This is a genomic window from uncultured Comamonas sp. (genome assembly GCF_964277875.1).
In the GTDB taxonomy this organism is placed as follows: Bacteria; Pseudomonadota; Gammaproteobacteria; order Burkholderiales; family Burkholderiaceae_C; genus Comamonas; species Comamonas sediminis.
The window spans coordinates 26,935-41,749 of record NZ_CAXYJV010000006.1 but is presented as its reverse complement, the minus strand read 5'-3'; the positions used below and the strand labels follow the sequence as shown (position 1 = coordinate 41,749).

5 protein-coding genes are annotated in these 14,815 nt (G+C 61.9%); all 5 read left to right on the top strand.

The features are described 5' to 3' along the window. Positions 1-96 precede the first annotated feature (96 nt). The 5 genes from ACHWUQ_RS02880 to ACHWUQ_RS02860 all read left to right on the top strand — a co-directional run bounded on the left by ACHWUQ_RS02880 (position 97) and on the right by ACHWUQ_RS02860 (position 14,716). The gene (locus tag ACHWUQ_RS02880; protein WP_394680294.1) at positions 97-729 is read left to right on the top strand and encodes an ankyrin repeat domain-containing protein; all 633 of its coding nucleotides are present in this window, start codon (positions 97-99) and stop codon (positions 727-729) included. Between the two features lie 364 nt (positions 730-1,093). Continuing rightward, positions 1,094-6,259, top strand: coding sequence for a choice-of-anchor U domain-containing protein (locus ACHWUQ_RS02875; RefSeq protein WP_394680293.1), 5,166 nt, complete (start codon positions 1,094-1,096; stop codon positions 6,257-6,259). A 313-nt stretch (positions 6,260-6,572) separates the two neighbouring features. Then, positions 6,573-7,316 carry a hypothetical protein gene (locus ACHWUQ_RS02870; protein WP_394680292.1) on the top strand — a complete coding sequence of 248 codons (744 nt, stop codon included), beginning with the start codon at positions 6,573-6,575 and terminating at the stop codon, positions 7,314-7,316. A 34-nt stretch (positions 7,317-7,350) separates the two neighbouring features. Further along, positions 7,351-10,425, top strand: coding sequence for a hypothetical protein (locus ACHWUQ_RS02865; protein WP_394680291.1), 3,075 nt, complete (start codon positions 7,351-7,353; stop codon positions 10,423-10,425). A gap of 82 nt (positions 10,426-10,507) precedes the next feature. Beyond that, entirely contained in the window at positions 10,508-14,716 is a 4,209-nt protein-coding gene (locus ACHWUQ_RS02860; RefSeq protein ID WP_394680290.1) for an Ig-like domain-containing protein, read from the top strand. The last annotated feature ends 99 nt before the right edge of the window (positions 14,717-14,815 follow it).

Genomic DNA, 14,815 nt, shown 5'->3' with positions numbered 1-14,815 from the left:
AGGTCGGGAAAACCTGCCTGCGGTTAAGGTGGGTCTCTGGCGGTATCGGTGTACATTGCGCGTTGGAGCGTGGTCCCCCGACTCAAGGAGCCCTGCATGAGCCTGCCCTCGAAGTCCGCATGGTTTGCTGCCGCCAAGCGCTGGGATGCACGCTTGCTGGCCGCCTGGCTGGCGCAGGCGCCTCAGTGGGCCCAGGCGGTGGACGGCAAGGGACGCACCGCCTTGCAGGTGGCCTGCGGCGTATCTCCTCACAACAGCCAGTCTGCCGATACCCACGGCCTGGAAACAGTGGCCACCTTGCTGGCCGCTGGCGCGCCGCTGGAGGCCCAGGCGCCGATGGGCGAGTGCAATGGCGATTTTCGCGCCACCGCGCTGTGGTTTGCCGTCTCCCGGGGCGAGAACCTGCCACTGGTCAAGCTGCTGCTCTCGCACGGTGCCGATGCCAGCTACTCCCTATGGGCCGCCGTGTGGCGCGATGACGAAGCCATGTGCCGCGCGCTGCTGCAATCCCGGCCCTTGCTCAACCTGCGTGAGCATGGCGAAACCCCTGTCTTCTATGCCGCCCGCCTGGGCCGGCTCAAAACCCTGGAGCTGCTGCTCGACGCTGGCGCCGATGTCTCCGTGGCCGACTTCAAGGGCCGCGACGCGGTCGATATTGCGGTGGCGCGCCGTTTGCCGCAGGCACTGATCTACCGCATGCAGCAGTTGCGGCAGCCTCGGCTGGCCTGAGGGGGCTGCTGCGCAGCGCTTTGCCCTGGTCTTGGCGCGGACTGGGCATTGATGGCGCTGTCTTGGTTGACATTGGCTGCAAACGCCTCACGACCGCATTGAGACCCTCATCCACTCCACTCTCCAAAGCAGCTGCGTGCCCTACGGTGAAACTGTAAGCGTTCCTCAGGCAGCCTTTTGAGACCGTTGTGTCTGCCTAACTCTTCGTCAGTTTCATGTAAGTGTTGTCAATTCAAATGCGCTACCAAATGCAATAAAGCTATCAATAATTAAATATAAGTAGTTATTGATTATTTAGATGCGTTTTGATGGGCGCGGCATTCCGTTGCGAGTGGGCCCAGCTCCGCCAGATGGGACACTGAGAATGTATAAAAAATTGAGGGGCCGCCCGCTGTTTACCAGCTGGGCGACGGTGGTGGGCATGTTGTTTCTGGGGCTGCTGTACTCGATCAGCAGTGCCTTTGCGCAGGCAGCGGATGCCGTGTGTGCAGAAGTCAAAATTGTCATCGAGCAAAAGCTCTCGCTGGAGCGCCAGGCCTTTGACGCCAAGATGGTCATCACCAATGGCCTGGCAGACCAAAAGCTGGAGAACGTCTCCATCGAGCTGAAGTTCCTCGATGCCAACAACAACCTGGTGGTTGCCACGTCGGACCCCAATGCCCAGGGGGCCACCTTCTTCTACCGTACCGACCAGGTGACGGGCATCACCGGCCTGCAAAACGGTGTCATCGCACCCAAGGCGGTGGCCAACATCAACTGGCTCATCATCCCCGCGGCAGGCAGTGGCGGCAGCAACCCGCAAGGCGCTGTGTACTACGTGGGCGCCAAGGTCAGTTACACGCTCGATGGCAAGGACGATTCGGTTGACGTGGCGCCGGAATCCATCGTGGTGCGCCCCCAGCCAGAGCTGGTGCTGGATTACTTCTTGCCGCGCGATGTGTATGCCGATGACGCATTCACACCAGAGACCGAAGCGGCAGAGCCCTTCACCCTGGGCGTCCGAATCAAGAACCAGGGTGGTGGCACCTCTCACAAGACCAAGATCGACACGGCCCAGCCCCGCATTGTGGAGAACCGGCAGGGTCTGGCGATCAGCTTTCAGATATTGGGCGGCTATGTCGGCGACCAACCAGCAGGCAAGAGCCTGCTTTTGGACTTTGGGGATATTGAGTCTGGTACTTCCAAAATGGGCCGCTGGTCCATGGTTACGAGCCTCGCAGGAAAATTTGTTGAGTTCAATGCCAGCTTTACCCATGCAGATTCTTTGGGCGGCGCCGTCACCTCGCTGATCAAGGACGTGCGCACGCATACCCTGATCCAGGACGTGCGCGTCGATCTGCCCGGGCGCGACAAGGTGCGCGACTTCCTCGCCAAGGATGGTGACGTCTACCGGGTCTACGAATCCGATGGCGCAGACACCGAGGTGCAGAACCAGACGGCATCGGCACAGATGACCGTGCAGGGCAACAATGCCAGCCTGCGCTTTAGCCCGGTGGCCCAGGGCTTTGCCTATGCCCGGGTGCCCGATCCTGCGCGTGGCGCCAAGCTGCCGGTGCAGGTCACCCGTGCGGATGGCTATATCGTTCCTGCAGAAAACGTCTGGCTGTCCAAGGAGCGCAATGAAGACCTGAGCTGGAGCTACTTTCTCAATATCTTCGATGCCAATACCAGTGGCCAGTACAGCATTGGCTTTGTGGCCGGCGCGGCCGAGGCCAGCATTGCCGGCGTGGTGTACCGGGACAGCAATGCCAATGGCCTGCGCGACAGTGGCGAGCCCGGCATCTCCGTGACCGAGATCAAACTGAGCGGCACGCAGGCCAGCACGGGCGCCGCCGAGCTGCAAACGGCGTATACCGATGCGCAGGGCGCGTTCACCTTCACCAACCTCAAGCCGGGCGTTTACACCCTGGTAGCCGGTGTCAGCGATGGCCTGGTGGATGGCACAGCGCTGGCAGGCTCTGCGGGTGGGCAGAGTGAGGCAGGCAAGTTCAGCAGCATTGAGCTGACCGCAGGCACCGCCGCATCCGGCTATTTGTTTGCCAAGCGCGCTGCCACGCCAGAGAACCCCGACCCAGAGCCCAAGGCCGACCTGAAGGTGGCTGCCGGTGCCACACCCGCCACGGTCAAACGCGGCGATACATCCACCGTCATGATCACCGCAGAAAACCTGGGCCCGGCCAGCGCTGTGGCGGCCACAGTGAATGTGGAAATACCCGCTGGCCTTGCGCTGCTCCGCCACTCGGCTGCCGTGGGCAGCTATGCCAATGGCGTCTGGACCCTGGGTGATATGGCCACGCGTTCCACCGCGATATTGACCCTGGAGTTGCAAACAACCAAAGACAGCAGCGCCAAGGACTTTGCGGTGGCCGCGCGTATTGGTTCGTCCACCAAGGACGACATCACCAGCAACAACAGCGCCTCTACCTTGATCCGCATCCAGGCCAGCGAGGCAGTGACTGCCACGCAAACGGCAGACCAGGGTATGCGCGTGCTGGCCTATATCGGCTGCGCCGCAGACCAGGCCTGCGCCGAGCAGAAACGCCAGACCGCGCAAACGGTGCTGACAGCTTTCGACAGCGAGGCCGAGATCGTCGCCACCGCAGCTGATTTCCAAAAGGCGCTGCGTGCAGGCGACTTCAGCCTGCTGTGGCTGAGCGGACCGCTGAGCGATTTGAGCGCCAAGCTGCAGGAGGAAGTGCGCGCCGCTGTGCTGCGTGGTGCTTCGCTGGTGGTGGACGGCGCTGCCGATACCCCTCTGCGCGCCATTGCCGATATGTGGGGCAGCTATGCCGATCAGCCGTTGCCTAACGCTGCTCTGCAGTTGGGCACTAACGCGCTGCCGCTCACCAACCCCAACTGGGCTTTGGTGGCCGATGCGCCGGCGACTACTGAGCTGCGCTACGCCAGCGGAGAAACCGCCGCCGTGCGCAGCAGCTATGGCAAGGGCCAGGTACTGGCGATGGGCTTTGACAGCCTGGGTGAGCCGCTGAGCGGCACGGAATGGACCGCATGGCTCCAGGCCCAGATGGCGCTGAGCAAGCCCAAACTGGTAGACCCGATGCTGGCCCAGTCCAGCGTGTATGTGAGCACCGTCATCAACAATGGCGACGACAAGGCCCGCCAGCTGACCTTGAGCACCGCCTTGGCCAACGGCGCCCAGCTGCTGTCTTCCAAGCCTGCGGCTGCCGTCAATGGCGATCAACTCAGCTGGCCGCTGGACCTGGCAGCAGGTGCAACACAGACGGTGGAGCTGTGGCTGCAACTGCCCGCGCAGGCACAGGCCTTTAGCCTTGAATCGCAGCTGCGCAATACCGCCGATGCGGTGGTGGTGGACAGCTGGTCGCACAACCTGCGCACCATTGCACAGCAGCAGGCGCAGGCCAATGCACGCGCAGCAGTGCCCGCCATCGCAGGCTTGCCAGATGCAGACAAAGCCCAGCTGCTTGCTCTGTTCGACCAAGCAGCCGAAGCTGTCCAGCAGCAAAAGATGGGCGATGCGATTGCGGCACTGGTACAAGCGCAACAAAAACTGCGTGCGCTGCCGCAAGGTGCTGGGCGTGATGCGGCATTGCAGCCCGTGGCGCAGTGGATCGGCCTGGTATCGGCCGCCTGGAAGGACGACGGCTCCACCACCAAGAACTGGACCTTGGCCATCAGCAGCGGTAACCAACAAGTCGCCCAGGTTGGCACTGCCTTTGCAGCGCCGCTGCAGGTACACCTGGCAGATGAGAACGGTGCCCCCGTAGCCGGTCAGACCCTGCGCTTTACCGCACCTGCCAGCGGCGCCAGTGCGGTGTTTGGCAACGGCACTGCCGCCTTGCAAGTCAGCACCGACGCCCAAGGCCTGGCGAGCACCGATGCCCTCACCGCCAATGCCGTCGTGGGTGCCTACCGGGTGCTTGCCAGTGTGGATGGCGTTAGTACCCCTGCCAGCTTTGACTTGCGCAACAGCGATGCGGCAACCCCCATCCTGACCTTGCAGCAGGTGGCTGGCGATAACCAGACCGCGCAAGTGGGCCAGGCCTTTGCCCAGCGCTTGCAAGCCAAGGTGGTGGATGCGCAAGGCGCAGCCGTGGCGGGCCAGCTGGTCGTGTTTGCGCTGCCAACGGCATCTGCCGGCACGGCAACTGCCAGCTTTGCTGATGGCTCCCAAACTGCCAGCATCACTACCGATGCCCAAGGCCTGGCGATCTCGCCGGTGCTGATGGCCAATGGTGCCGAGGGCAGCTACCAAGCGCGTGCGACGGCGGTGGGTGTCTCCGGTGAGCTGGCCTATTCGCTCACCAACACGGCGCAGCCAGTGCAAGTGCTTCAGCTGCTCGGCGTCTCTGGCAGCGGCCAGTCGGCCCCTGTGGGCGCTGCCTTTGCGCAAGCGCTCAAGATCAAGCTGGTGGATGGCCAAGGCGTAGGCGTGGCCAACCACAGCATCCGCTTTGAGCTGCCGCCCAGCGGAGCCAGTGCCACGTTTGCAGGCGGCGCTTTGCAAGTAGAGGTACAGACCGATGCGGATGGCTTTGCCAGCTCGCCGCTGCTCACCGCCAGCAATATTGAAGGCAGCTTTGATGCACTGGCCAGTGCCGCTGGCGTGGCAGACAGCTTGCAGTTTGCCTTGACCAACACAGCGGCAACCGCGCCGGTGCTGAACCTGCAGGTGGTGGCCGGTGGCGGCCAGTCGACGGTGGTGGGTACCGCCTTTGCCGAAGTGATCCGGGTCCAACTGGTCAACGGCCAGGGTGAGCCTGTAGCAGGGCGCGTGCTGAGCTTCAGCATGCCCGCCAGCGGTGCCAGTGCCGTCTTTGCCGGTGGTGCGCTGTCCGTACAGGGGACCACCGATGCACAGGGACTGGCCTCATCGCTGATGTTCACCGCCAACCCCACCGTGGGTGACTACGAAGTCGTGGTGACCACAGCCGGTGCGCCTGATGTGAAGCTGGGCCTCAAGAACACCCCGGCGCCTGCGGGCGACAAGCAAGTCACCATCCCCACGCCAACAGGCACCGGCTCGCTCAAGGCCTGGGTGACGGGTGGAGGCGATAGCTGCCACTTCAATCCTGACAAGACCGCCGTCAAGCGGGCGCAAGGCTGGCTGCCGCTGTTTGATGTGTTGCTTTTCCCGCATGGCGTGTTCGAGTACGAGCTGGTCGGCTGCGACGTGGGCAGCACCGTCACCATCATCACCGAGTGGCCCAACCTGTTTGGGGTGAGCAGCTACATGAAGTACGGCCCCACGCCCACTTCGCGTGGCCGCAGCCTCTGGTATGTGCCCAAGAACCTGAAGCTGGAAGGCAACCGCGTGAGCTTCACGATCACCGATGGTCAGTTGGGTGATGACGACCTGGTGGCCAATGGCGTCATCAAAGACCCAGGTGGCCCGGTGATCCAAAGCGGACCCTTGCCCACCGATGAGCAAGCCGTGCCGGTGCCGGGCCTGGGTTGGCTGGCGGTGTTGATGCTGTCGCTGCTGACCGGTGTGGCGGCGTTGGCCGGGCTGCGACGCAAGGGCGTGCTTGGAGATGGCCATGGCCGCTAAGCACATGGCGTGCGGCCCCAGGTGGGGCACGCACGCTGCACTGGCCATCTTGGCCAGTGTGGGCCTGGGTGGCACAGCCAGAGATGCGACTGCAGTCTCCCCGCCGCCGGCCCCCTGGGGGGGACCGGCGCCAGTGTCCTCAGCACAGTCCCAGGACTTGGGCTGCTCGGCAGCGCAATATGCGGACCCAACTGCAAACGCAGCTGCGCTCGTATGGCCGGTGCAAGCTGCGCCTGTGGCGTTGGACCAGGCCTGCTGGATCAGCGCTACTGAGGCGGCTGCTAGGCACCCCAGTACCCAGCCCCCCACTTTGGTGGATGTGCGCCCGCGCAGCCTGCAACGCGCGGCACCCATTGCGCGCGCTTTGCAGTTGGAGCTGTCCGACATCGCCAGCAAGCGCTTTTTGCAGCAAACGCCCGTGCTGCTGCTGGGCACAGGGATGGACAACGCCGATGTGGACCAGGCCTGCCGTCAGCTGCGCCAACAAGGCTTTGCCCAGTTGCAGGCAGTGCAGGGCGGTGCCCGGTCATGGCAAGCCGCGCAGGCGAGGGCAGCAGCGGGCGGGCCCTTGCTGCAGCCCCTGGATGCGCAGACGTGGATAGCCGCATTGGGCCAGGGCATGCACTGGACCGTGATCTCCGCCAGCGAAGCCATGCAAGGTGCGCCCCAGGCCCAATGGCCTGTGCCGCCCGAGCAGCTGGTAGCTGTCCGGGTCGACGGCAAAGAGCGCGACGCCAAGCTGGTAGCCGCCATTGCGCGCGCCTACCAAGACAGGCTTCAGCGTGCAAGTCATGCGGGCTACGCCCAGGCGCTGGTGGTCATCACCGATGGGGTGGTCAGCGATGCCTTGCGCGCCCAGGTCGAAGCGGCCTTGGTGCCTAGCACCCACGCATCCAAAGCGGGCCGTTCCGCCAGTGCGACCAGTACCGCAATGGCCACCCTTCCCGCCTATTGGCTCAACGGCGGCTGGCCAGCCTATGCACAGCAAGTGGCCCAGACCGCAGCCATCCAACAGACCGCCAACCACCGGCTGCAAGCGCCGTGTGGACGCTTATGAGCACCAACAAAAAATGAGAAATACCGGGGGAAGCATGTACCAACAACAATCACCATCTTCACTGCTCCAAGCTGCGGCCTGGGCACGCAAGGCCTGGCAGGGCTTGCAGATGCTGGGTCTATGGCTGGCGCTGCTCTGTGCGCTCCAGCCAGCCCTGGCACAAACACCAGTGACGGGTGTGATCACCAGCAACACAACACTGCGTGCAGCGCAGTCGCCCTATCTGTTCCAGGGCGATGTGATGGTGGACAACAACGCCACCCTGAGTATTGAACCCGGTGTGACCATCCAGATGGCAGCGGCGGCCAGCTTTACTTTGAAGCGGGGTGCACTCCAGGCGGTGGGCACTCCCAGCCTTCCCATCAAGATCACCTCGGCATCTGCCACACCCGCTGCCGGTGACTGGCGGCAATGGCGCTTCACCGCAGGCACCAACCAGGCGCTGACGCAACTGGGCCATGTCGTTATCGAATACGGCAGCGGTGTGGCGATTGAATCGGCTTCCCTCGTCATCAACAACACCGCCATCAACCACCACAGTGGGCCCGCCATCAGCATGGACCTGGCCTCCTCTCCGGTAGGTACCGGCAACACCGCCAATGGCAACTCGCTCAATGCGATCGCTGTGCCTGCGGGCACCATTCGCACGCAGGTGGTCTGGGGCATCGTCGGTATCCCTTACCTGGTGCAGCAAGGTCTGGTGCATATCGGCCAAGCGCCTTTGGCGCTGGAGCCGGCCAAACTCAAGCTCAGCCCTGGTGTGGTGGCCATGCTGCGCGTCTCGCTCAATGCTCCAGCCCCCGCAGGCGGCACACTGATCGATGTCAGCAGCAGCGTTCCTTCGGTTGCGTCTGCTGTTACCCGGGTCACTGTGCCTGAGGGGCAAACCAGCGCCGATTTGGAGGTGCAGGCCAGCAGCCTGGGCGCTACCAAGATCACTGCGAGCCATGCCACTTTGGGCATGGCGGAAACCGTTATTGAAGTCGTCAGCCTGCCTTCCTTGGGCTTGGCCCCAGCCAGCCCCACGGTCGGGGTTAATCGCAACTATCCGATGACCTTGTCGCTGCCTGCACCCGCTGCTGCCAATGTGGCTGTGCGGTTGGACAACGCGGACACGGCGGTGCTGTCTGCCCCGAGCAGCTTGGTAGTGCCTGCCGGTCAGCAAAGTGTGAATTTTGAAGTGACTGGCTTGGTCGACGGTATCAGCCGTTTGACCGCGCAGGCAGACGGCTACGCCAGCGCACTGGCTACCGTCGCCGTGCGCGGCAAGGCGTTGGTACTGCCATCCAGTGTGGTGGTGGCGCCTGCAGGTAGCACGACGGTGACCTTGGAAGCAACGGAGCCAGCACCTGCAGGCGGCTTGACCGTTAGCTTGGCCGTCGCGCAAACCAGTCTGGCCCAAGCCCCCGCCACCGTGCTCATCCCTGCGGGCCAAAGCCGGGTGAGCTTCAGCATCAGTGGCAAGGCCTTGGGCGCTACCACCCTGACTGCAACCGCTGCTGGCTACCAGTCCGGCCAGACCAGCGTGAATGTGGACGCCATCAGTCTTAACACTGATCCTGCAGCAGATCTGGTGATGAATGAAGAGCTCAGCCGCACGGTTCGTGTGCAGTTGAGCAAGGCCGCTCCTCTGGGGGGTATTACGGTGTCCGTCGTTAGCCAGAATCCGGCGGTTGCTGCTGTGAGTCCTGCTGAGGTGTTTGTGCCTACGGGGCAGATTTATGCGACGGTGCCGGTCACTGTGAAGGCGCTGACAGAAGGGAAAACCTCCATTGGTATTACTTCGCCTGGTCTGATTGGTAAGAATTTAAATGTGGATGTTCGGCAGAAGTTTGCACTGAGACTTGTCAGATATAACGGCTCGAAACTGATTGTTGGCAAGGGTTTATACAACTACTCCGCAGAGTTTTATGTCGAGCGTTTGATCAATGGAGTGGTGAGTAACGATGCTGAAGCGGTGACAGTGAACCTGCGCTGTGTGGCGGCAGATGTATGCGCTACCCCTGCGACAGTCACGATTCCAGCGGGACAGAGCCGAGTGAACATCAATGTTACGGGTGTCGAGGTAGGTTCCACGCAGGTGGAAGCCACGGCAGATGGTTCTACGCCCTCAGCTCCGATGCCGGTGGATGTCATTTTGCCGGTGGTGAGATTTATTAATCTGGATAAAAACAGAGCAACATCTAGCGTGCGCGATGATTTTTATATTAATTTGGCAGTGCCTGGAGCAACTTGGGAAGGTGAGCAATATGCAGCTAATGCTTTACAAATTAATCTGGCGTTAGAAGATCAGAATCCACTTGGAGTGGTCAATGGCATCTATAACAACAGCAATAGTTTGATAACGCAGCTGACAATTGGCAAAGGCAGTAGATCTTCTGGGGTAGCGTATGTAGCCCAGCCCGCGTCTGCAGGTACGTATAGGGTAGAAGCTGAAGTTGTTGGCATCACTACGGAAAAGTCCGAGGTCCAAACCGTAATCGCTGCGGTACAGGGACTAAGACTCACAAGGTACAACGGCTCGAAACTGATTGTTGGCAAAGGTTTGTATAACTACTCCGCAGAGTTTTATGTCGAGCGTTTGATCAATGGAGTGGTGAGTAACGGTGCCGAAGCGGTGACAGTGAACCTGCGCTGTGTGGCGGCAGATGTATGCACTACCCCTGCGACAGTCACGATTCCAGCGGGACGGAGTCGGGCGAACATATATGTCACGGGTGTAGAGGTGGGTTCGACGCAAGTAGAAGCCACTGCTGCAGGATTTGATATAGGAGTGATTACTTCTGAAACAATTAATCCAGTGTTGGAACTATCTGGTGTTTCACCATTATTGAGCGTAGGTCAAAAATCTTCTAATATTTATGCGCGTGCACAAGTTCCTGGTGCATCTTGGCCAAATGAGCAATATCCTGCTGCTAATTTGACCATTACTTTCTCGAGCTCGGTTCCATCTGTGGGAACGGTGACAACCACCGTGAATTGGCCTGCAGGGTCGAGTAGTTCCGCCCGCGCGATCTTCACTGCTATATCCCCAGGCACCACCCAAATAACCGCCAGCAGCCCCGGATTTGTACCGGCGAGCAGCGGCGTGATCACCGTCAACCCATAAGAAGGAGAAGACCATGCAACTCTCCCACATCACTTCGTTATTCACCCGCCGAGCGTGGGCATCACTATGCCGCAGGTCTGTAATGGCGGGCAAAAGGCATAGCCAAACCATCGCAGCGGTAGCACTGGCAGGTACCGCGCTGGCAGGCGGCGCCGTCGCACTGGCGGCAGGCAATGCCAAGCTCAGTATTGCCGATGGTGTTGTCGTTAAATTTGGCGAAGGCGCTGGTATCAATGTGCGCGACCAGTTGCAAACGGGTGCCCATGTGCTGTTCACCAGCCAGTTCGATGACAGTGCCATTGCAGCCACCAACCCAGAGCCAGGCACTGCAGAAGCAGGTGATTGGTTAGGCGTACTGGTGGACGCAGATGTGCCTGCGGCCAGCCTCAAACTGGACGGCCTGCAGATTCGCTATGCCGGTGGTACAGCGGGCTTGCCCAGCTACATGAACGGGGGCGCTGGTCTGGTCGTGCATGGCGGTGCTTACAGCTTCAACCGCTTGCAGCTCAGCCACAATGCCATCGGCATTCGAGTAATCGGGAGTGGCAGCCCCAGCATCAGTGCATCGCGCATCACCCACAACGAGGTGGGCCTGTTGGCTGAGCAAGGTGCAACGCCTTCTATCGCTGAATCCGATATTTCCGCCAATACCCAGTTTGGTGTGCGCAACACCCAGTCCGCTGCAGTCGTGCAAGCGCGCGGCAACTGGTGGGGGCATGCCAGCGGTCCCAAAGATGCGGTGGGCAACCCTGCAGGCCAGGGCAATGCCGTCAGCACCGGGGTGGACTATGGCAGCTATCTGGGGGCAGAACCGGTGCTGAACTGCACGATGGCGCCCACCCAGGGCTATGTCACCCGGGTTCGCAATGTCGAGCTGGTTCTGGAGTGCCCGCAGGCAGCGCAGTACCGCATCCAGGAATCGGACCAGTTTGGCGAGGCACTGCCTTGGCAGGCGATGGCAAGCCATCCGAACAAGGTGGTCTACACCTTGTCCAGCGGCGGTGGCGACAAGATGCTGTATGTGCAGTTCCGCACGGCACAGAACAAGACCAACCAGTTCTCGCTCAGCCAGCCCATTGCCTATGCACCTGAAGGCCCCGTGGTGCAATTCAGCCAACCTGCAGCGAACGCGGTGCTGGAGCAAGACACCACCATTGCGGTAACGGCCAGCGATGCTGAGGGCCTGCGGGATGTGGAGATCTTGGTGAACGACAAACGCCTGGCGCTGCTGAGCGCCGCGCCCTACCAAGTGCAATGGTCCCTGGTGGGTGTGCCCAATGGCAATTACACCCTCAAAGCCAAGGCTACCAATACCGCCGGCTTGAGCAACACCGCCACCCGCACCGTCCAAGTACAAAAGCAAGGCGGCAACGGCCCGGCCATCACCGCCAGCTTTGCTGGCCAAGCACTGCAAGCCAATGCCACGATCACCCAGCCAGGCACGTTGGCGGTTACTGCAGAAAGTGCCGTGGGTGTCACCAGCCTCCAGGCTGCCGTCAACGGCGTGCAGATTTTTGAGCGCAGCTATGGCCGGGCCAGCCCCGTCACCCATAGCCAGATGGTGGACTTTGCCCAGCTACCCAATGGCAACCACAGCTTCAGCATCACCGCGACCGATGCCGATGGCATTGCGGCAGTGCTGGATATTCCTTTCACCCTCAATCTGAGTGCCCCTGCAGCACCAGTGATCACCCAGCCAGCGGCAGGTACGACCGTGGCCGTGCCACAGTTGAATGTGACGGGCACAGCGATGCCGGGCTCGCAGCTGCAGCTGTTCTTGAATGGGCAGGCATCGGGTGCGCCTGTGGCAGTGGGCGCCAATGGCAGCTTTGCGGCCAGCATCAGCTTATCCGCTGAAGGCGCACACCAGATTGAGGCGACCGCCAGCAACACGCGCGGCACCAGCCCCAAGAGCGCGGCGGTCACGGTCACCTATGCCAGCGCACCACCCAGCATCAGCTTTGTGGCGCCCGCGCCCAATGCGGTGTTGTCCAGCGCGGCCACGATCACCGCCGTGGCTTCTGCCCAGGCAGGCATTGCCAAGGTAGATATCTACGCGAACGATGTCTTGCTGGCATCGCCCACCCAAGCGCCATACAGCGCGCAATGGGCGGCTAATGCGGCAGCCGATGGCAGCTATACCTTGAAGGCGGTGGCTACCTCAGCCGCAGGCAAGACCGCGCATGCCACCCGTGTGGTGACGGTGCAAAACGCCCCCGTCGTGCCGGAGGTGCCCAAGACGCCATACACCGGCTCGGTGGCCAATATCAGCCCTGCACTGTCTTATGGAGCGCAAAGCATTGTTATCACCGGCGCTGCCGTCACCCGCGATACCGCGCAGCCAATCCCCAATGCTGCGCTGCGCATCGTGCTGGATATCGCAGGCTTCAAGCGCCGCATCAATATCGCGACCGATGCGAGCGGCAATTACCGCTATGAGTTTGTACCCGCTGCCAATGACAACGGCACCTATGTCGTCTCGGTGGTTCACCCCGATGAAACCGCAACCGCTGAGCAAGGGCGCTTCACGATCAACCGCCTGAGCTTCAACCTCTCCAGCTACAACCTGACGGCGGCGCGCGATTTTGCGAGCAGCATCACCATCCAGGCGCGTGCCAGTGCCGGCACGGGCGTGGAGGGGGTGCGCTGGGCCGTTGTGCCGGCCAACCAGCCCAGCGGCAGCCTGCCGCCAGGCATCAGCGTGGATGCAGGCCCGCCTGTCAATATTGCCGCCGGCGCCTCCGTGCCTATGGTCATCAAGTTCACCGGCAGCGCGACAGCAGGTGAGTCGGGCACGGTCGTCCTCACCGCCTTTGCAGCCGATTCAGGCGATACGCCGCGCGGCACATTCAGCATCAACTACAAGCTGGTGCAGGCCCGCCCAGATCTGTTTGCCAAGCCCACGTTCATCGAGACCGGCGTGCAACAAGAAAGCTCTGTCACCGAGAGCGTAGTCATCGGCAACCGGGGCCTGGTGGCTGCGCAGAATGTGCAGGTCAAGCTGGTAGACAACAGCGGCAACCCGCCGCCTGCCTGGGTGTTCCTGGCCAGCGGCAACCAGATCGGGGCCATTGATGTGGGCGGCGAAGTGCCCATCCAGGTGACGGCCAGCCCCGACAAGAGCGTGGCCGATGGCATCTACAACTACAGGCTGATCGTCACCGCAGGCAACAGCGGGGATGGCGTCATTCCGGTGTCGGTGGCGGTGACCCAAAGCGGGCAGGGTGGGGTGAGCTTCCAGATCACCGATCTGTTTACTGGAACCCTGGGCGCAGACAACCAGCCCATCAAGGGTGTGGCAGGCGCACGCATCCGCCTGCAAAACGATGCCGTGCTCACCTATCTGCGCACACTCACCACCGATGCGGAAGGCAAGGCTGTCGTGACGGACCTGCCACCAGGCACCTACACCTACCGTGCCAGTGGCCCGCGCCATTCTGACAAGACCGGCCGCATCTTTGTGCGCCCGGGCATCACCACCACAGAGCGGGTGCACCTGCAGTACCAGACCATCAGCATTGATTTCAGCGTCACGGAAACCACCATTCCCGATGTTTACGACATCAATCTGGAAGCCACCTTCCAGACCCAGGTGCCCGCACCGGTGGTGCTGCTGGAGCCGCTGTCCATCAACCTGCCCGAGCTGCAAATTGGCGAGGAGCACACCGGCGAGCTGACCTTGACCAACTACGGCCTGATCCAGGCCGAGGAAGTCGTCTTCAAGCCGCCCCAGTCCGATGAGTACTACCGCTACGAGTTCTTGGCCGACATCCCCAAAGTGCTGGCAGCCAAGCAGCGCGTAGTCATCCCCTACCGGGTGACTGCCGTCAAGCTCCACCCCAAGGGCATTGGCTTTACCAGTGCCAAGGCGGGCGACTTCACCGCTGTGCAACGCGCCCTTGCCAACACCTTCAGCAGCAAGGCATCGAGCTGCTCGTCCTACAGCGTGTGGGCCACGGCCGAATGCTCGTTTGAATGCGTGAACGGCGAGCGAGAGAACCGGGTGGTGTTCTCCCAGTACAGCCGCTTGGTCGGCACCGGTACATCCTGCACCGGCGGAGGTGGCGCTGGAGGAGCGGGCGGTGGTGGTTGGGGCGGCGGCGGAGGTGGTGGTTGGGGCGGTGGCTCTGGTGGAGGAAGCGGCACCCAACTGCCTCTGGCGCCACAGTGCACGCCCCATTGCCGGGGTGAGTGCTGCGCAGGTGCCGGTTCAGGCCCTGGCGGTGGTGGCGGGGGCGGGGGCGGAGGAGGCGGTGGTGGATCTGGCCCCGCTGGCCCTGGCAGTAGCTAAGCCTTCAGCCCCTGAACAACCCAATCAAAAAACACTGGCCATCAAGCCTTGCTGCCGCACAAAGCCGCAGCAAGCCTAGGCAATAGCCCATGCCAGGCC

Excerpts from the sequence above, each read along its gene's own strand:
- ACHWUQ_RS02880 (WP_394680294.1), top strand. The coding sequence starts at position 97 with ATGAGCCTGCCCTCGAAGTCCGCATGGTTTGCTGCCGCCAAGCGCTGG.
- ACHWUQ_RS02875 (WP_394680293.1), top strand. The coding sequence starts at position 1,094 with ATGTATAAAAAATTGAGGGGCCGCCCGCTGTTTACCAGCTGGGCGACG.
- ACHWUQ_RS02865 (WP_394680291.1), top strand. The coding sequence starts at position 7,351 with ATGTACCAACAACAATCACCATCTTCACTGCTCCAAGCTGCGGCCTGG.
- ACHWUQ_RS02860 (WP_394680290.1), top strand. The coding sequence starts at position 10,508 with ATGGCGGGCAAAAGGCATAGCCAAACCATCGCAGCGGTAGCACTGGCA.